Here is a 17,407-nt window from a genome sequence, read left to right on the forward strand (position 1 = left end):
AAGTGATGATGGCGACTCCTTAAAATCTTTCTGGGATTATACATTGGCTTTGAGGACGATATTTTAATGTTAAAACTATGATTTGAGCGCATTTGTTGGCGCGTTTTTAAATTTGTTTTTTTCCTATCTACATATTTTATAATAGATATGTGGTTAAGATAGGGCTATTTCTTATAACGCTTGGATTTGTAAGTGTATTTTTCTTTGATAAGGATATAACGTATTTTTTTTATGTGCATAAAGATAGTTTTAAGACTTTTAATGGTATTTTCAATCTTATATCTTTTGTGGGACATTACAATGTTGTCTTTTATTTGGCATCGTTTTTTATACTTTCTAGTTTTTTTGTCAAAAGCTTAAGAAAGTATATACTTTTGATATCTCTTTGTTTGGTGTTATCAGATAGTGCTATCATGCTTTTTAAGTTTTTGCTTGGCAAAGCAAGGCCAGAGCTTTTTCTTAAAAAAGGGATATACGGGTTTTATTTTTTTAAAAGCCAAAAAGACTATTCGTCTTTACCATCTGGTCATACGTTGTTGAATAGTGCTTTGGCGTTTAGCTTTTATCTTAAAAGCAAGAAATTTGGGTTTTACCTAATAATTTGGTCAATGTTGGTGGGTATGTCAAGGATTTTTCTTTTTGCTCACTATCTTGGAGATGTCCTTGTGAGCTTTGGGATTGGGTGTTTGATAGCTGTTTTGGTGATAAAATTAGAAGAGCTTTATCTTTCTTCGTAGTTTTCAAGCTTTAAAAGTAAAAAAGATACAATACCAAGGACTGAAGAGGAAATTAGCAAAAATACGTGGGTTATGAAAGCCAAATCCAGGGAAGATTTTAAAGAAATATCAGTTAGCTTTGATGGTATTGAAAAACCAAACTCGTAAGTGCCAAGCCCTAAAAATCCGTTTATGGGTAGTATAGAGCTAATCTCTGCCAACACGTAAGAAGGCAATATATCAAAAAATCTCATAGGGATAATGTTTTTTGCCATTTCGTAAAAGCCTAAAAACTTAAAAGCAAATGATATCACCGAGATAAAGTAAAGTTTTATGGCCGTTTTGCTTTCAAAATGCGTTGATAGATTTTGTTTTAGGGATTTTAAAATAAAAACGTTTGGCAGAAAAGCCAAAGTATGTTTTAGCAAAAAAACCATTATAATGCCAAAGATTGTTATAAAAGCAAGAAAGTATATTTTGAAAAAAAATCCAAAGAAAAACCCAAGAAGCGCCAACGCATCCATAAACCTTGCCAGGACAAATACCCAGAAGGATTTCGTAAGGTTTATGCCTCTTTTTTTTAGCATGTAGAAAAAACTAAACTCTCCAGTCCTAGCTGGTAGAATGTTGTTTAGAAATATGTGGACGTTGTTTATAAGAAAAAAATCCACCATATTAATGTCTTTTATCATGCTGTGCCAACGATAAGCCCTCAAAAAAGAGCTAATAGAATAAAGCAAAAACCCGATGCCTATATAAGATATGTTTAACTTTGAAAAACTTTTCTGAAACTCCGAAAACCCTACCGTCTTGTAAAAAACGTATAAAAATAAAATAGTGAGAAGAAAAGAGATAGATATTTTAATCTTCATCTAACGGTTTTATATTTATAGTGTCCTTTATCCTATAAGGTTTTATATCTTGGGATTCGTAATAAGTCCTTGTAATAACCTCTGCTATTATGCCTGTAGATATAAACTGAAGTCCAGATATAATAAGAAGTACCGTTAAGAATAAGAGAGGCCTTTGGCCAATCTCTTGATGGTTTATAAACTTATCGTAAGTAAGGTAAAGTCCAGATAAAAACCCAAGACCAAAAAGGGTGAAACCAATACCACCAAAAGCGTAAAGAGGTTTGTTTATATACTCGTTTAAAAATTTTACCAAAAATATATCAAGTATAACTCTTACAGTCCTTCCTATACCGTATTTTGATTTACCGTAAAGCCTTGGATGATGGCTAACTGGTACTTCCGTTATTTTAGCCCCTAAACCTTTTGCCAAAGCTGGTAAAAACCTATGCATATCTCCGTATAGTCTAAAGTTTTTAGCTATGTCTTTTTTGTAGGCTTTTAACGAACATCCGTAATCGTGAAGATAAACTCCTGTTACATTTGATATAATGTAGTTTGCAATCTTAGAGGGTAGGGTCCTTGAGAAGAAGGGGTCTTTTCTATCTTTGCGCCAACCGCTTACTACATCATAGCCCTCTTCCATTTTTTCAAGAAGAAGCGGTATATCGGCGGGGTCGTTTTGAAGGTCTGCATCCATCGTGATTATTACATCTCCAGAAGCGTGCTGAAAACCGGCAAACATAGCTGCGGTTTGTCCGTAGTTTCTTTTAAAACTTATCACTTTTAAACGCTTATCTTTTGAAGCAAGCTCTTTTAGCTTTTTTAACGTATTATCTGTGCTACCGTCGTCTATGGCTATTATTTCATACTCATATGGAAGCTTTTCCATAGTTTTGGTTATTTTTTCATAGAGTGTTTCTACGCTTTCTTCTTCGTTGTAAATGGGCACTACTATAGATATTTTCATATGATACCTGCTTTTTTAACAGAATATTTACCTTCTGAAATCATGTGCACTACTATATTTTGACCCTCTTCTTTTACATCGCTTACCACAAAATCTAGAAAGTTTATCTTTTTAAAAGCCTCTACACTTGTTATATCTTTTTCTACTATGTATCTCATAGTGTAGGCTTTTGCTAAAGAGCTATCTTTCATGGGCCTATCTTTTATCGTGTATTTAAAGCTTACAAGTTTTATATTCTTAGGTAGTAGCTTTTCAAAAGATGCTGGTAAAAAGTTAAACACTAGGAAATCATCGTTTGATATATAATTTGAAATATCTTCTTTCCAAAAGCTCATATTCTTATACTGACAAGAGACTTCCCACTTGCAAACCTTGTCTTCCGGAGATAGCATACCCATGATAGGATGTAGCACTATCGTTCTTTCAAAAATCCTCTCTTTTACGGCCTTTGGCATAACATGCATGTGAAGCCCTTCCCAAAATTTATCCTTGTAAATTCTCCAGAGAGGACCGCCTTCTTTGGGTTTTTTGGCTTTTAAAAGCTTAAAAGCTTCCTTTCTTCTTTTTTCCAGAAAGGAAAACTTGCCGTCTTTGAAAAGGTCTTCCTTGCAATCCACATCAGAATAAGCGCTAAACTTGTTTGCACACCTTGTAAGATAAAGTACTCTCATAATCTCACCTCACAGCCTATATTTTTCTTTAAAGTTAGAAAGTATTTTAAGACCAACTTCTTGGCTTTTCTCTGGATGAAACTGCAAACCCACTATGTTTTCATGCTCTATAGAAGATGCAAAATCAATACCGTAATCTGTGTAAGTGGCAACTATGTTTTTATCTTTAGGGTTTACATAGTAAGAATGCACGAAATAAACAAAAGAACCATCTTTTATGTCTTTAAAAACACCGTCTTTTTTTTCTATCCAAAGCTGATTCCAACCTATATGAGGTATTTTAACCCCTGTAGGAAAGAGCTTTACATCTCCTTTAAGTATAGAAAGTCCTTCGTGCTCTCCAAACTCATAGCTTTTTTCAAATAAAAGCTGATATCCAAGACAAATACCTATAAAAGGTTTTCCAGTTTTTATAAAAGCTAAAACGCCGTCCAAAAGCTCAAAGTTTTTTAAATTTTCCATTGCATCTTTAAAAGCCCCAACACCCGGCAGACATAGACTATCACAGTTTTTTAACTCTTCTTTTCTTTTTACAATCTTTGGGTTTAAACCTACCTTATCAAAAGCTTTGAAAACACTTCCTAAATTACCCATGCCATAATCTATTATCCCTATCATATATTTTTGTTTATAACATGTACTATCTTCTCTAGCTCTTCTTGGGATAGGTAAGGATGCACCGGTATACTAAAAAGCTCTTTCACATACTTATTGGCGTTATCCAGTGGAAGATGAAGAGCGTTTCTAAGGCTTGCCAATGTATAGGTGTAATACACCCTTGCGTCTATGTTTTCTTTTTTAAGAGCTTCTATGATGTTGTCTCTATTTTTATGCCTTAAGGTATAAAGATGGTAAACATGTTTGGAGTTTGGTCTTTTAGCGGGTTTTGCAAGCTCATCGCTTAAATGCTTATTGTAAAACTCTGCGTTTTTTATACGCTTATTGTTTTGAGTTTCTAACTTTTGAAGTCCTAAAAATCCCAAAGCTGCTTGAAACTCTGTAATTCTTAAATTTAAAGCTGGTGAGTCTCCAAAGTCTATCAAAGAGTTTATAGCTTTTGATATATTTTCATCTGAAACGGATATGACACCACCTTCTCCCATTGGTATATTTTTAGAAGCGTAAAAACTAAAAGCCCCTATGTGTCCAATAGCACCTGCCATCTTTCCTTTTAAAGAAGCCCCGTGAGCCTGAGCGGCATCTTCCAACACATATATATTGTATCTATTTGCTATTTCCATAATAGAGTTCATATCCGCCATTCCACCATATAGATGAACAGGTATTATGCAAATTGGGTTATATTTTTTCACAGCATCTTCAAGTTGATTTGGGTCCATAGTGTAATATTCATCCACGTCCACTACCACTGGAATACCGCCTGAGAGTAGTACAGTGTCTATGGTAGCCATAAAGCTAAGGGCTGGGACTATCACATGTTTACCTTCCACGTTTAAAGCTTTTAATATTACATACAAAGCGGCGGTACCAGAGCATACGGTGTAAACTTTATTTACCCCCAAAAACTCCGCAAAAGCCTCTGAAAACTTCTTTGTCCATGGTCCTCTGGTAATATACCCAGATAATACTATGTCCGATAAAACCTTTGCTTCTTCTTCTGTAAACCTTGGCTCAATTATCTTTATCATTCTAATATTTTACATGAAATTGTATTTTAAGTTTCTATTTTAAGAAATTGTTATATAATATTTGTTAGGAGGTAAACTATGAGAAGCCATAGACAAAATATAAAAGCATATCTATTTTTAATGCTTATGGCTATATTGGTAAGCAGCGGTCTTGTAAAAGCGGAGCAGGTTTATGTAAAGCCCGGCAATTTTTCTTACTTTGATGCTTACATACCCACATACATTACAGCTGGTCAAAAGGTGACATTTACGTTAAGGCCGATGGATGCCTATGGAAACTTTATAAAGAATTTTTCTTATTACAACAAAAAGTTCTTAGTTAGAAGCACCGGCGAGCTATCTGTAGACCCGGCTCTTTTTTCTTCAAAGGATTTTAAAGACGGGTCAATCAGCATAACGATAGAAGATACCAAAGCAGGAATAGCTACGCTGTCCATATTGGAAGGCTCTTATCCAGTGCTCATAAGGAATGAGGCCACTGGTAGCATGCTGTCTGTAGTTAGCATAAAGGTAGTAAACGGACCCGTATACAAATTTGCCATAGAAGCGCCGTCTACGGTAGAAGCAGGTAGAGATTTTGTGGTAAAGGTAATAGTTTTAGACGAGTATGGAAACGTAGTTAAAAATTATGCTTCCATAGGTAACGATGTTGTGGTAGAGCTTAAAACACCTAATGGCACACTTCCTTATACGATACACTCTTATAAGTTTAAAAACGGTGTAGCTGATATAATCCTAAGATACGATACACCTTCTAAGGTTGCCATAGATGCTTATGAGATAAACAACAGCAAGGTAGCCAGCGGGCAATACTATGTGGATTTGTACCCACCAAAACCATCAAGGTTTAAGGTAGAAATCCCAGAAAGGATTATAGCCGCTGGTGAGCCGTTTGAAGTTTACGTTACAGCTTACGACCAAGATGGTCAAGTGATAAGAAATTACAACATAGTAGGTAAACCTGTTCATCTTATAGCAAGTGGTACAGGAAAGCTTATACCAGACGTTATACCTCCAGAAGATTTTATAAATGGCGTAGCAAAAGTAAACCTTATATATACGAAATCAGAACCTATAACCATATCAGCCTATATAGAGGGTATGGCACCTAAAAAACCTGCCCCAAAACCACAAAAAGAGGTTACAAAGCTACAACCTGCCCCAAAACCACAAAAAGAGGTAAGCAAAACACCCAAAAACGTATACAAGGAAGTAGCTTCTTTAGAATTTCCAAAGGCTTACGGTTCTATAAGGAAGTACGATTATCATACCAAATTTGTAGACGGAAGAAGAATAGGTATTATAGATGTATTTTTTACAAGAAGGATAAGACATCCTATAGCCAGGACTGTAAAACCGGTTTACTTTGGTAAAGAGGTGTTTGGCAAGTTGATAGTCCAAAACGGCAAGGACGCAGTGGTGGTGGTGTTGGTGCCAGAAAGAGAAGACCTCTTTGTAACAGATATCACAAGACATGCAAACAGCATGGATATAACCATAGAAAGGCCAAAGCGTTGAAGGAGTTGTAGGTATGTTTGATTTTACGGAAGAGCAAATTAAAAGATACGCTAGACATATAATACTACCTGAAGTAGGTGGTGTTGGTCAAAAAAAGATAAGTCAGGCGAAGATTTTAGTGATAGGAGCCGGCGGGCTTGGCTCTCCTGCCATATACTACCTAGCGGCAGCTGGTGTTGGAACGCTTGGTATTGTAGATTTTGATAAAGTAGACTATTCAAATTTACAAAGACAGATAATACATACGGAAGATAGAGTAGGTATGCCAAAGGTAGAATCGGCTGCTATGACGGTAAAAGCCTTAAACAAAGATGTAAACGTAATAACTTACAACACCATGATAAACAAAGACAATGTAATGGACATAATAAAGGATTACGATATAATACTAGATGGTACGGATAATTTTCCTACCAGATTTTTAATAAACGACGCTTGCTATTTTTTAGGGAAAAAGCTTGTATCTGCTGCAATGCTTAGGTTTGAAGGTCAAATAACTGTGTTTAACTACGAAGATAAAGAAAATTCTCCTTGTTATAGATGCTTGTTTCCAGAGCCACCCCCACCAGGATTGGTACCTACTTGCCAAGAGGCTGGCATACTTGGCTCCATTGGTGGTATAATGGGTGCCATACAAGCTACAGAAGCTTTAAAGCTTGTGATAGGATGTGGAGAACCTTTGATTGGTAAGCTTCTTATAATGGACGCCTTATCTATGGATTTTAGAAAAGTAAATCTAAGGAAAGACAAATCTTGTCCTCTTTGTGGAGAAAATGCTCATATAAAAGAGCTTATAGAGTATGAGCAAACCTGTGATGTTCATTTTTAAAACTTAGGAGGTATAGATGGAAAAGAAGTGGCGCACCGGTATAACGCTGCACAAAGGAGAAGATACCTACATAAGAGGTTATAAGCTACTTGATTTAGTCGGTAATTTAAGCTTTTCACAGGCTATATACCTTATACTAAAAGGCGAATTGCCCTCAGAAAAAGAAGCAAAGATGATGGATGCCATTTTTGTATCCGTGATAGACCATGGTATAGCTCCTCCATCTGTTATAGCAGCAAGGGCTGTCACATCGGGGGGTAATACGTTAAACGTTGGAGTGGCCGCTGGCGTGGCTACATTTGGTTCTGCTCACGGTGGTGCTTTAGAAGACGCTATGAAGTTTATGCAAGAAAATATAGATAAAAATGTGGAAGAGCTTGTAAAAGAGTATTTGAATAGCAAAAAGCCTATAGCTGGTTTTGGCCATAAATATTACAAAGAGTTTGACCCAAGGACAAAAAGACTTATGGATATAGCTAAGTCTTTGGGATTTTACGATAAATATTGTGCTTTTGCTGAAAAGGTAGAAGAAGAGATATTTAAACAAAAAGGTAAAAAGCTTGTTTTGAATGTGGACGGTGCAATAGCTGCAGTGGCTTCTGAGATGGGTTTTGATTGGAGACTAGGAAAAGGGTTTTTTATCATAGGAAGAGTACCAGGGCTTGTGGCTCATGTGTATGAAGAGCTTACTAAAGAGAAACCTTTTAGCAAGAGATTAAACGAAGAAGAGGAGACAGAGTACATCGGGGTAGAACCAAGAGAGCTACCAAAAGAGTTTAGAAAAGTTTAATGATTTTAAGAGTAAAAGTAAAGCCAAACTCAAAAAATGTGTCGGTGGAGCGCATAGAAGATGGGTTTTTAAAGGTTTGTCTAAAATCTCCGCCGATAGACGGTAAGGCAAATGATGAGCTTGTGGATGTTCTTTCGGATTTTCTTGATATCCCTAAGTCGAAAATTTTTATAAAAACTGGCAAAACTTCTAAAGAAAAACTCATAGAAATAAACGTATGATTAAAAAACTTCTTATAGCAAATAGAGGCGAGATAGCTTTAAGGATTATAAGAACTGCCAAAGAAATGGGTATTAAAACTGTGGCTGTTTACTCAGAAGCCGATAAAAACTCACTACATGTGGAAATGGCGGATGAGGCCATATGTATAGGACCTCCGAAAGCATCTGATAGCTACTTAAACATACCTTCTATAATGGCGGCGGCAGAGGTTTCTAAAGTAGATGCTATACATCCAGGATACGGCTTTTTATCTGAGAATCCAACCTTTGCAGAAATAGTACAGGCTAGCAATATAAAGTTTGTGGGCCCTCCTCCAGAGGTAATAGAGTTAAGCGGAGATAAAGTAAAGGCTAAGGAAGTGGCTAAGAAAGTAGGTGTGCCTGTGGTACCAGGTAGCGATGGCGAAGTATCTTTTTTAGAAGCAAAAGAGATAGCCCACAGTATAGGATATCCTGTAGTGTTAAAAGCGGCAGCCGGGGGTGGTGGTAGAGGCATTAGGATAGTAAGGGACGATAAAGAGCTTTTAGAAACGATGCAAACGGCTATGGCAGAAGCCAAACATGCCTTTGGGGATGAGAGGGTATACATAGAAAAATATCTCATAAATCCAAAGCATATAGAGGTGCAAATACTCTCAGATGGTGAAAAGGTTATAACATTAGGAGAAAGAGAATGCTCTTTGCAAAGAAGGCATCAGAAAATTATAGAAGAAGCTCCATCAGCTTCTATAACAGACAACGAAAGGGAAATGTTGTACGAATATGCTGTTAGGTTTGCAAAAGCCATAAATTATGTAGGAGCTGGAACCGTAGAGTTTTTATATGCGGATGGTAATTTTTACTTTATAGAGATGAATGCCCGTATACAAGTTGAGCATCCTGTGACAGAGATGACTACAGGTGTTGATATAGTGGCTTATCAGCTTTTAATAGCTGACGATGCTAAGCTTGATATAGATTCTATAAAGCCTAAAGGTTTTGCTATAGAATGTAGAGTAAACGCCGAAGACCCGATTACCTTTATGCCATCTGTGGGTGTAGTGGAGAAGCTTAGATTGCCGGGTGGTTTTGGTGTTAGGGTGGATACGCATCTTTATCAAGGGTACAGCGTACCTCAATATTACGATTCTTTGTTGGCTAAAATAGTAGCTTACGGGAAAGACAAAGAAGAAGCTACAAGACGCATAAAAAGAGCCATAAATGAGACCAAAATAGAAGGAGAGTCGTTAAAATCAAACTTAGAGCTACACAAAAAACTTTTAGACACTACAGAGTTCAAGAAAAGCGAGCATCATGTAAGATTTTTAGAAAACATGATATAATCTAAAAAAATGAAGTTTAAAAAGTTTTTGTTTTTTGCTTTTAGTATTTTAATATTAAATAGCTGTGCATCAATGCCTCACCACTTGAAGTATTTACCTTATTCAATACCATCTTCAAATGTTAAGTATGCATCAAGGGGCAGTCTTTATGTGCCAGATAGCCCTATGGCAAATCTTTACAGTGACCAAAGGGCTTTTGCTGTGGGTGATTTGGTGCATATTCTTGTGTCAGAGAGTGTAAACGCAGTGGAAAGCATATCAAATCAAACTCAACGCTCCAGTACTTTTAACAATGCGATATCATCTTTTTTTGGCTTGCCATCTAGCACGTTAAGGAATTTGGGAGTAGGAGCAAATTCAAATATTCAGCAAAAAGCCCAAGGTACCGAGTCCCAAAGCGGTGTTTTTACCACCACTATCACAGCTTATGTTAAAAGAGTCTATCCCAATGGCAACCTTCTTATAGAAGGACATAAAATCATATATCTTAACAACGTAGAGAGAGTGATTACACTACGGGGTATTGTAAGGCCTCAAGACATAGACAATACAGATACAGTGCCAAGTCAAGATATAGCAAACTTAGAGATTTTATATCAAGGACACGGTTATCTAGTAAACGGTTCACAGCCAGGATGGCTAGCAAGATTTCTGGCAAAGATACTACCTTTTTAAAATAAAATCATTGACTTTTTTCATAATAAAGAATAACATAACATCAAAGGAGGTTTTATGAGTATTTCTGAGATAGTAGGCGTTATAACGCTCGTTAGTATAGTAGTGTATTTCATCTGGATGTTTGTTTACGACCCAGGGGAAGAACCAAACAAGTCGTTTGATTACGAAGAGGAGGAGAATGAGGTTTAAAAGTTTGTGATAAAATAAATCTAAATGATGGGTTATAAAGGTTTAACACAGGAGCAAGCCCAAGAGCATATAAAAAAGTATGGTCTCAACGAGATAACAGAGAAGAAGGAACCCCCATGGGTTTTGTTTTTGAAAAAGTTTTGGGGGCCTATACCTTGGCTTTTAGAATTTACTGGAATACTGACGTTTTTGCTAAAAAAATACCCAGATGCCATTGCTATATTTGTGCTTCTCATTTTCAACGGTGTCGTGTCTTTTTGGCATGAGCTTAGCGCTCAAAACGCTTTAGAGCTTTTAAAAAAGCATCTAAACATAAAGGCAAAAGTGTTAAGAGACGGGGTTTGGAAAGAGATAGAGGCAAAGTATGTAACTATAGATGATATAGTCCTTTTGCAGAGTGGCTTTGCTGTACCAGCTGATGTTGAGATATTAGAAGGTGCTATATCTGTAGACCAGTCAAGCATAACCGGAGAATCTCTTCCTAAAAGCCTAAAATCCAAAGACACCGCCTATATGGGTTCTTTTGTGGTAAGGGGAGAGGCTATAGGTAAAGTGATAAATATAGGAGAGCATACGTTTTTTGGAAAATCTGCAAAATTAGTCCAAGAGGCAAAAACTAAAACCCAGCTTGAGGTGGTGGTTTTTGAGCTTGTCAAATACTTATTCTTGTTTGGGGTTTTTCTTATAATAATACTTCTTTGGCTTTCTATAACAAGGGGTTTTGATTTAGGAAGCGTATTGCCAATACTTGTAGTGATGCTGTTACCCATAATTCCTGCTGCTTTGCCGGCTGCTTTTACCCTTTCTACGGCCCTTGGTGCAAAAGAGCTTGCCAAAAACGGTGTTCTTACCACAAAGCTTTCTGCTATTGAATCTGCCGCCTCTATGGATATACTTTGCACCGATAAAACAGGCACTATTACAAAAAACAAAATAACGGTGGATAAAATAACCCCAGTCAATCAATACACTGAAAAAGATGTGATGTGCTATAGCGCTTTAGCTTCTGACCCAAAACAAAAAGACCCCATAGAAGAGGCTATATTTAGCTACTTGAAAGATGATTGCTACAAAATAGAAAAAGAGGATTTTGAGGCTTTTGACCCGTCAAAAAAATACTCAACAGCAAAAATAAAAAAAGATAGCGAAGAAATAAATATATACAAAGGCTCGCCAAAAGTAGCACCCATCCAAAACGAAGAACAAGAAAAGCTATACAAGGATATGGCAAGCATGGGGCTAAGGGTTTTGGCAGTTTGGATAGAAAAAGATAGCAAAAAAGAACTGGTAGGTTTTATAGGCTTTTCAGACCCACCACGAGAAGACTCTAAAGAACTAATAGAAAAAATAAAAAATCTTGGGGTAAGTGTAAAGATGATAACAGGAGACACCAAGGAAACTGCAAGCCATATGGCGTCTTTGGTGGGAATAGAAGGCGATGTTTGTGAGGCAAAAGATATAAAAGAATCTTGCGGAGTATTTGCAGGGGTTTTGCCAGAAGATAAGTTTAAAATCGTAAAAACCTATCAAAAGATGAATCATATAGTGGGTATGACGGGTGATGGTATAAACGACGCTCCAGCTTTAAAACAGGCTGATTTTGGTATTGCAGTGTCAAATGCCACAGATGTGGCAAAGGCTGCTGCTTCTGTGGTTTTAACAGACGAAGGGCTTATAAACATAGTATCCGCTATCATAGTTTCAAGGAAGATATATCAAAGGCTTTTAACATACGTATTCTCAAAGACTATAAGGGTTTTTGCTATAGTGCTTACGATATTTTCATTTTTCCTTATAGATAAAGATTTCATGCTTACCACAAGGATGATAATAGCTATGTTTTTTTACAACGACTTTCTTACGCTTTCTTTAGCTACCGATAACGTTGGATATTCTCAAAAACCAGATAGATGGGATATAAAGAAAATATCTATAGTATCGTTTATGTTTGGTATTTTTAGTGTCTTGTGGATTGTGTGTGGGATATATATTTTTGGTCATATTTTGTTTCACCTTGATATCAAAAGTCTAAAAACGTTGACATTTCTTGCTTTAGTACTCACTATACCTGTAAGCATATTCTCTGTAAGAGAAAGAGGTTTTGGTGTTGGCAATAGACCTTCGTCGGCACTTTTGTTTTCTATGCTTTTTGCAATAGTAGGTTCAAACCTTATGGCCTATTATGGCTTTTTAATGAAAAGCCTACCTTTAGAAGTTGTATTTGCCATAGACCTTTACGTGTTTTTCATGTTTGTGCCTTTTAATTTGCTTAAAATGTTTATTTTTAAAAGCCTTAAAATGGTATAATGAATATACAAGTTTACAAGCACTATGAACACTTGCCTCTGTTAAAATTTTTATTTATAAAAATACAGGAACCGTTTCATCAATTGTGTAAACTTTCTTACTAAACATCATTATATCACTCTTGGATACAGGATGTACGAGTTTACTACATCGATAAATACTCTCAACCTTTCTTAAATCCTCTCCAAAAACCTCTTAAGCTCTTCAATAGAAGATACGGTCTTAGCTTGATTTTTCAAGTAATCCAAAAATTCTATATCGTCTATACGTTGAAGCTGATAGGTTATATAGTTTAAATCAGCATCAGAAAATCTTATGGAAAGTATATCGGTAATAGCTTCTATCTTCCCTTCTATCTTCCCTTTCTCTTCACCATACCTTATTGCATCTTCAAATAGATTCCTAATCGCTTCACCTCCTGAAAGTAAGCTTTAATAATATACTTCTAAGCGTCTCTACCAATGTGGGTGTTCTTGTAAATCTCTAATAAAAAATATCTCATGAAATATCTTTTGTCTTGAAGTATGTAAAAAATCCTTTCTAAGCCAAGTTCAAGTGGGATTTCTCCTAATGTAATTTTCATAAGAAGCGCATATGCGTATAGTTCTATATCTTTCCTTACAGCCTCTACTTTATCTGTATCCATTTTCTCTGCAGGCCTCTTCATACTTAGCATAGATATAAGATAGCAGCTGAAGGAATATACTTTTATCTAGGTTTGATTTGTGCTCTTATACTCTCTAAATCAAGATTGATTAAAAACATAGTAGTTAAGATAGATAGTTAAAAACTTTTTAAATTACACATATTTTTGCTTAAAAGCTTATAAACGCGATAAACTTATGTAAACTTAATATCAATGGTATATAATCTTTGGTATAGTGATTGGTGAGGTTTTGTATGATTTCCTCTCTTAGAGAGATTATCTTAGAGATATTTGGAGCAGAATATTTAGATAAGATAAAGAGTAAAGAGTTTAGAAAAGGGGACATTGTGGTTGTAAATGTTTTAAAGTTTAGAGATGAGACAGGGTTTTTGCTAGCCTCGTACAACAAAAATGTAAGTACCACAAAATGCAGGCCATTGATAATAGTGGATGTTAGAGATTCGTTGGTGACCTTAGCGGGCTTTAGTACGTTTTTTTATCATGCTAATATACATAAATTTGAAAAGCGAAGGATAATAAGAATAGAAGACCTTGGATGTGCGCTTTCTAACAGTAGGGAGAGATGTTTTGGCTTGGATTTAAGGACAAAAAGAATATATCTTTTCAACAAAGAAACAAAAACTAAAAAGCTTAGGGTTTTCTTCAATGTAGATATAACAACTTTGGAACATCTTAGGAAAGATGGATACTTAGCAATGTGTGGCAACTGTGAAGAAGGGGTTTCTCGTATTTTGAAAAAAATAAAGAATAGAGGAGACATACTATGAGTGCTCATAAAGAGATTTACCTTTTCTTACTTGAAGGTAATAAAAAGGGCTATATCATTATAAGAAATATTTTTAACAAACAGATAAATAAAAGTTTTTATCATAATCTAAAAGACAAAGAAGAGGATTTATTTTCTGAAGTTGTTTTGAGGCTTTACGAAAAAAAAGAGTACATATTAACCATATTTGAAGGAAAAGAAGAGGGCTTAGCCTCTTATATAAGAACTGTTATCAAAAATATACTTAATGATGCTATCTTGTCAATGTCAAAAAATCCCATAGATAACATATATATAGATAGTAGGTATGAATATGAAGGTATTATACCAGACGAAGAACGCTTTAGAGTCGAGGCTGTTGACGTAATGGTTAAATTGGAGGCCAAGGAAGTTATGATGAAGTTTAAGAGTAATTTAAGAGAAGAGGATTTTAAGTTGCTTTGCTATATATTGGAAAACAAAGATGATGAGAAAGACAAGATGGAAAAAATCCTATTTAAGGATGTTTCGAAAGATGCTTTGTATAAAAGAGTAGAGAGGCTAAAGAAAAAGCTTTCGCAGATTGTAGAAGAAAACAACTTTTCCGAAGAAGCCGTAGGGCTTTGTCTTCAATATATAGCTTACAGGAAATGTAGAGAGGTTTTAAAATGAGGGCTATAGAGGCAATTTTTCAGTCATACTTAGATGAGATAGAAAATACACCTTACGATGAACAAAATATTTTAGATATAAATTTAACAGATAAAGACAAAGAATTCGTTAATATGTTTAAAAAGGCGGTAATTGTACCAAAACAAGATAGGATACCTATAGACAAAGGTAATATATACCTCACATTCAAAAATCATATACCTATCTACTACCTTGTATACGAAGAGTATGAAAATAATATATTTGAGGTCTTAAAAGCTACAACTTGGGTAGAACTAACAAACCATGAAGATTTTATAGTAGATATAAACAGTGAGTTGTTTGCCGTAGAGATTTGGAACAATTTCTATTTAAAAGAAGACGATATAAAAAACTCTGTTTTTATAGGAAAAATCTTGGAAGAAGATATGGAGGTTATAAATAAGTATAAAAACGGTCTAATAGAGGAATTACCTTTAGAAAAAAGAGGAGTATTTTCTTTAAACCCGGTCTCTTATCAGCAGTTCTTCCATAAGAAGGAGAGTGAAATTGTAAGAGAATACAAATTCTTTATTTTTGAAGAGAATGAAAATTTGAGTGAGTTTATTTTTGTAGATACTACAAAACACTATGATATAAAGTTTGCCCTTGCGGCCGGTGTTGAGAAAACTACTGCCAGAGGGGATACTTTTGTACTTGAGAAAGATTTGGAAAACAAATTAATAGCAATGCATATTTTAGAAGAAGAGCTTTTAAATAAGAGCGTAGTTTTAAAGATTTTAGGACAAGATTACAAGATAGAAGAACTTCCTGATATCATATACATACAAACAAGCGATGATGTAGAAAATATAGATTTGGAGGAGTTTGCTAAGAAAATATCTATAGAGGTAATCCAATGAGCTTCAAACATCTTTATGAAAAAAACAAGCAAACAGCGATAAATTGTATACTAGATGGTTCTTTAAAACCTGAAGATATAGAAGAAATATACGATATTATAAAAGAACAAAAAGACGATGAGCTTTTTTACGCTTTTTACGAGTTTTTAAGAAAAAATCAAGATAAAATAAACTATGATAAGCTAGAAAAAGCTACTAGTATTACAAAAAACGTATTGGAGCGTATATTTCTTTATGAAAAGCCTAAAATTGCTTATTTTCCAAGCGTATCTTTGCAAGAGGGCAGACTTTGCAAAGTAATGGTTTTTATATTTGATGAGAATATAGAATCTACAAGTCTACCACGCTCCACAAGTATGCCACGTTTCACAAGTCTACCACGGTTCACAAGTATGCCAAGATATAACTCTCTTAATTATAGGGAAGAGATTGAGGCCGTAAGAAAAATATTTAAGAAAAGATATCCCAACAAAGACTTTTTTGTGATGTTTGATAGTAATTTTAAAGGAAGCTCCTTTACGTTGGCGCTTTTAAGCGCTTTGTTTTTAAAAGAGGAGACTCTGAAGAAATTTGCATTTACAGGGGATGTAAAGGAAAGCGAAGACATTTTGAAAGTAAACTATTTAGACCAAAAGAAAAAGGTAGCACAAGACGCTCAATTAAAGCTAATAACCTATGAAGACGTATCCAATGTCGAAGAGCTTTTATACTATCTTGGAGACGGTCCTATAGATATACCTTTTATAAATATAAATAGAGAAATGAGTGAAGCTTTGAACTCTTTAGAAAAGCTTGAAAATGCCATAAAAGAAAAGATAAATTTTTTTTCTTTAGAAAAGCTATCAAGATTTTTTAACATAAACAAAGAGGATTTGATACTTACTATAGAGTCTTTGCCACCTATAGCCGAAGAAGAGTTAAGCAAAGAAAATCCTTGGATAAAAACTGTTTTAGAGTTTGAAAGCAAGTTAAAAAATATATACGATAAAGCAGGCTCTAGAAAAAGGATAATTCATTTTGTAGGCTCTGTGTCTTCCTTGGTTTTTGGACTTGGAGTAAAGTTTGGTTCAAGAAAACCGGTGATGGTGTATCATTACCAAGCAGATGCTTATAATATGGTCCTTGATTTATCCGATGAGGATAAACTAAGAAGAATAAAGCATATTAAAGAACATTTAGAGCTTTTAAAATTAGAAAATATAAAGAGTGCACCAAACCAAGAAGAGGTAGGCGTTGTAATATATTTTGCAAGCCATAGTCCTTTAGGCGATGTATTGAGATTTTCAGAAAACAAAAGCTTAGATGTATTTTTAGTAGAAGCAAAAAATATAAAAGGAAACATTCCGATACCAAAAAAAGGTGAAGAGAACTTTTTTGACTTGGTAAGCTTATGGTCTGAGATAGTAAGAGAGATATATAGCGCTTTAAACATGCTAAAAGATAGATATAAAAAACTACATATATTTTTAAGCGCTCCGGTCCCAATTGCTTTTTGTTTGGGAATGGCTGTAGGGCATTTCATGAATGCTATCGTTTACAATTACAACACTAAAAGCCAAAACACACCTTATTATCCAGTGTTTGACACCTTTGATGAGAGATTAAAAAGCCACTTTTAAGGAGGGTTCATGAAGAACTGTTTGAGGTTACGATATGATTTTTTTCTGTGGTAAGCTTTAGCCTGTGGCGTACTTGTCACGATCCGCTGAACTCATGCATTTTTAAAAGCCT

At 35.1% G+C, this 17,407-nt stretch carries 19 protein-coding genes; 13 read left to right on the top strand and 6 right to left on the bottom strand.

Going from position 1 to position 17,407, the window contains the following annotated elements; translation table 11 throughout:
• Positions 1-149 precede the first annotated feature (149 nt).
• The gene (locus ACYQZV_RS07430) at positions 150-737 is read left to right on the top strand and encodes a phosphatase PAP2 family protein (RefSeq protein WP_459894547.1); all 588 of its coding nucleotides are present in this window, start codon (positions 150-152) and stop codon (positions 735-737) included.
• Here ACYQZV_RS07430 and ACYQZV_RS07435 read toward each other — a convergent pair.
• From ACYQZV_RS07435 to ACYQZV_RS07455, 5 genes are read right to left on the bottom strand one after another with little or no spacing between them, the layout of a single operon-like run.
• Positions 722-1,588 carry a lysylphosphatidylglycerol synthase transmembrane domain-containing protein gene (locus ACYQZV_RS07435; protein WP_459894549.1) on the bottom strand — a complete coding sequence of 289 codons (867 nt, stop codon included), beginning with the start codon at positions 1,586-1,588 and terminating at the stop codon, positions 722-724. The genes ACYQZV_RS07430 and ACYQZV_RS07435 overlap by 16 nt on opposite strands.
• Positions 1,578-2,537 carry a glycosyltransferase family 2 protein gene (locus ACYQZV_RS07440; protein WP_459894552.1) on the bottom strand — a complete coding sequence of 320 codons (960 nt, stop codon included), beginning with the start codon at positions 2,535-2,537 and terminating at the stop codon, positions 1,578-1,580. The genes ACYQZV_RS07435 and ACYQZV_RS07440 overlap by 11 nt, the downstream gene beginning before the upstream one ends.
• Positions 2,534-3,208, bottom strand: a complete 675-nt coding sequence (yaaA, locus tag ACYQZV_RS07445) for a peroxide stress protein YaaA (RefSeq protein ID WP_459894555.1) — start codon at positions 3,206-3,208, stop codon at positions 2,534-2,536. Before yaaA ends, ACYQZV_RS07440 begins: the two co-directional genes overlap by 4 nt.
• 9 nt (positions 3,209-3,217) lie before the next feature.
• Positions 3,218-3,826 (bottom strand): imidazole glycerol phosphate synthase subunit HisH, encoded by a 609-nt coding sequence (gene hisH, locus ACYQZV_RS07450; RefSeq protein WP_459894557.1) that lies wholly within the window; start codon positions 3,824-3,826, stop codon positions 3,218-3,220.
• The gene (locus tag ACYQZV_RS07455) at positions 3,823-4,857 is read right to left on the bottom strand and encodes a DegT/DnrJ/EryC1/StrS family aminotransferase (protein WP_459894559.1); all 1,035 of its coding nucleotides are present in this window, start codon (positions 4,855-4,857) and stop codon (positions 3,823-3,825) included. Before ACYQZV_RS07455 ends, hisH begins: the two co-directional genes overlap by 4 nt.
• Before the next feature lie 78 nt (positions 4,858-4,935).
• Here ACYQZV_RS07455 and ACYQZV_RS07460 point away from each other — a divergent pair, with 78 nt between their 5' ends.
• The 8 genes from ACYQZV_RS07460 to ACYQZV_RS07495 are packed head-to-tail and all read left to right on the top strand — an operon-like array spanning position 4,936 to position 12,711.
• Entirely contained in the window at positions 4,936-6,375 is a 1,440-nt protein-coding gene (locus tag ACYQZV_RS07460; protein WP_459894562.1) for a hypothetical protein, read from the top strand.
• Between the two features lie 13 nt (positions 6,376-6,388).
• Entirely contained in the window at positions 6,389-7,204 is an 816-nt protein-coding gene (locus ACYQZV_RS07465; protein WP_015419941.1) for a HesA/MoeB/ThiF family protein, read from the top strand.
• 16 nt (positions 7,205-7,220) lie between these two features.
• Positions 7,221-7,994 (top strand): citryl-CoA lyase, encoded by a 774-nt coding sequence (locus ACYQZV_RS07470; RefSeq protein ID WP_459894565.1) that lies wholly within the window; start codon positions 7,221-7,223, stop codon positions 7,992-7,994.
• Positions 7,994-8,215 carry a DUF167 domain-containing protein gene (locus ACYQZV_RS07475; protein WP_459894568.1) on the top strand — a complete coding sequence of 74 codons (222 nt, stop codon included), beginning with the start codon at positions 7,994-7,996 and terminating at the stop codon, positions 8,213-8,215. Before ACYQZV_RS07470 ends, ACYQZV_RS07475 begins: the two co-directional genes overlap by 1 nt.
• Positions 8,212-9,537, top strand: a complete 1,326-nt coding sequence (locus ACYQZV_RS07480; protein ID WP_459894570.1) for an acetyl-CoA carboxylase biotin carboxylase subunit — start codon at positions 8,212-8,214, stop codon at positions 9,535-9,537. The genes ACYQZV_RS07475 and ACYQZV_RS07480 overlap by 4 nt, the downstream gene beginning before the upstream one ends.
• Before the next feature lie 9 nt (positions 9,538-9,546).
• Entirely contained in the window at positions 9,547-10,212 is a 666-nt protein-coding gene (locus ACYQZV_RS07485; RefSeq protein WP_459894573.1) for a flagellar basal body L-ring protein FlgH, read from the top strand.
• Positions 10,213-10,269: 57 nt separating this feature from the next.
• Positions 10,270-10,404 (top strand): hypothetical protein, encoded by a 135-nt coding sequence (locus ACYQZV_RS07490; protein ID WP_459894576.1) that lies wholly within the window; start codon positions 10,270-10,272, stop codon positions 10,402-10,404.
• Between the two features lie 24 nt (positions 10,405-10,428).
• The gene (locus ACYQZV_RS07495; protein ID WP_459894579.1) at positions 10,429-12,711 is read left to right on the top strand and encodes a plasma-membrane proton-efflux P-type ATPase; all 2,283 of its coding nucleotides are present in this window, start codon (positions 10,429-10,431) and stop codon (positions 12,709-12,711) included.
• Between the two features lie 445 nt (positions 12,712-13,156).
• On the opposite strand, the gene ACYQZV_RS07500 is transcribed toward ACYQZV_RS07495, so the two are convergent.
• Complete coding sequence (locus ACYQZV_RS07500; protein ID WP_459894582.1) at positions 13,157-13,357, bottom strand: hypothetical protein; 201 nt, start codon at positions 13,355-13,357, stop codon at positions 13,157-13,159.
• Between the two features lie 254 nt (positions 13,358-13,611).
• Between ACYQZV_RS07500 and ACYQZV_RS07505 the strand changes: the two genes are divergently transcribed.
• Genes ACYQZV_RS07505 through ACYQZV_RS07520 form a run of 4 tightly spaced genes read left to right on the top strand, consistent with a single transcriptional unit; the run spans position 13,612 to position 17,295 of the window.
• Positions 13,612-14,145: a hypothetical protein gene (locus ACYQZV_RS07505; protein WP_459894585.1), complete on the top strand. Its 534-nt coding sequence runs from the start codon at positions 13,612-13,614 to the stop codon at positions 14,143-14,145.
• Entirely contained in the window at positions 14,142-14,795 is a 654-nt protein-coding gene (locus tag ACYQZV_RS07510; RefSeq protein ID WP_459894587.1) for a hypothetical protein, read from the top strand. Before ACYQZV_RS07505 ends, ACYQZV_RS07510 begins: the two co-directional genes overlap by 4 nt.
• Positions 14,792-15,676, top strand: coding sequence for a hypothetical protein (locus ACYQZV_RS07515; protein ID WP_459894590.1), 885 nt, complete (start codon positions 14,792-14,794; stop codon positions 15,674-15,676). Before ACYQZV_RS07510 ends, ACYQZV_RS07515 begins: the two co-directional genes overlap by 4 nt.
• Positions 15,673-17,295 (top strand): SAVED domain-containing protein, encoded by a 1,623-nt coding sequence (locus tag ACYQZV_RS07520; RefSeq protein ID WP_459894593.1) that lies wholly within the window; start codon positions 15,673-15,675, stop codon positions 17,293-17,295. The genes ACYQZV_RS07515 and ACYQZV_RS07520 overlap by 4 nt, the downstream gene beginning before the upstream one ends.
• Positions 17,296-17,407: the final 112 nt, after the last annotated feature.

Source organism: Hydrogenobaculum acidophilum, assembly GCF_054656715.1.

What these genes read in the sequence shown, in the direction of transcription:
- ACYQZV_RS07435 (WP_459894549.1), bottom strand. Translation starts at nt 1,588, where the DNA reads ATGAAGATTAAAATATCTATCTCTTTTCTTCTCACTATTTTATTTTTA.
- ACYQZV_RS07440 (WP_459894552.1), bottom strand. Translation starts at nt 2,537, where the DNA reads ATGAAAATATCTATAGTAGTGCCCATTTACAACGAAGAAGAAAGCGTA.
- yaaA (WP_459894555.1), bottom strand. Translation starts at nt 3,208, where the DNA reads ATGAGAGTACTTTATCTTACAAGGTGTGCAAACAAGTTTAGCGCTTAT.
- hisH (WP_459894557.1), bottom strand. Translation starts at nt 3,826, where the DNA reads ATGATAGGGATAATAGATTATGGCATGGGTAATTTAGGAAGTGTTTTC.
- ACYQZV_RS07455 (WP_459894559.1), bottom strand. Translation starts at nt 4,857, where the DNA reads ATGATAAAGATAATTGAGCCAAGGTTTACAGAAGAAGAAGCAAAGGTT.
- ACYQZV_RS07460 (WP_459894562.1), top strand. Translation starts at nt 4,936, where the DNA reads ATGAGAAGCCATAGACAAAATATAAAAGCATATCTATTTTTAATGCTT.
- ACYQZV_RS07465 (WP_015419941.1), top strand. Translation starts at nt 6,389, where the DNA reads ATGTTTGATTTTACGGAAGAGCAAATTAAAAGATACGCTAGACATATA.
- ACYQZV_RS07470 (WP_459894565.1), top strand. Translation starts at nt 7,221, where the DNA reads ATGGAAAAGAAGTGGCGCACCGGTATAACGCTGCACAAAGGAGAAGAT.
- ACYQZV_RS07475 (WP_459894568.1), top strand. Translation starts at nt 7,994, where the DNA reads ATGATTTTAAGAGTAAAAGTAAAGCCAAACTCAAAAAATGTGTCGGTG.
- ACYQZV_RS07480 (WP_459894570.1), top strand. Translation starts at nt 8,212, where the DNA reads ATGATTAAAAAACTTCTTATAGCAAATAGAGGCGAGATAGCTTTAAGG.
- ACYQZV_RS07485 (WP_459894573.1), top strand. Translation starts at nt 9,547, where the DNA reads ATGAAGTTTAAAAAGTTTTTGTTTTTTGCTTTTAGTATTTTAATATTA.
- ACYQZV_RS07490 (WP_459894576.1), top strand. Translation starts at nt 10,270, where the DNA reads ATGAGTATTTCTGAGATAGTAGGCGTTATAACGCTCGTTAGTATAGTA.
- ACYQZV_RS07495 (WP_459894579.1), top strand. Translation starts at nt 10,429, where the DNA reads ATGATGGGTTATAAAGGTTTAACACAGGAGCAAGCCCAAGAGCATATA.
- ACYQZV_RS07500 (WP_459894582.1), bottom strand. Translation starts at nt 13,357, where the DNA reads ATGGATACAGATAAAGTAGAGGCTGTAAGGAAAGATATAGAACTATAC.
- ACYQZV_RS07505 (WP_459894585.1), top strand. Translation starts at nt 13,612, where the DNA reads ATGATTTCCTCTCTTAGAGAGATTATCTTAGAGATATTTGGAGCAGAA.
- ACYQZV_RS07510 (WP_459894587.1), top strand. Translation starts at nt 14,142, where the DNA reads ATGAGTGCTCATAAAGAGATTTACCTTTTCTTACTTGAAGGTAATAAA.
- ACYQZV_RS07515 (WP_459894590.1), top strand. Translation starts at nt 14,792, where the DNA reads ATGAGGGCTATAGAGGCAATTTTTCAGTCATACTTAGATGAGATAGAA.
- ACYQZV_RS07520 (WP_459894593.1), top strand. Translation starts at nt 15,673, where the DNA reads ATGAGCTTCAAACATCTTTATGAAAAAAACAAGCAAACAGCGATAAAT.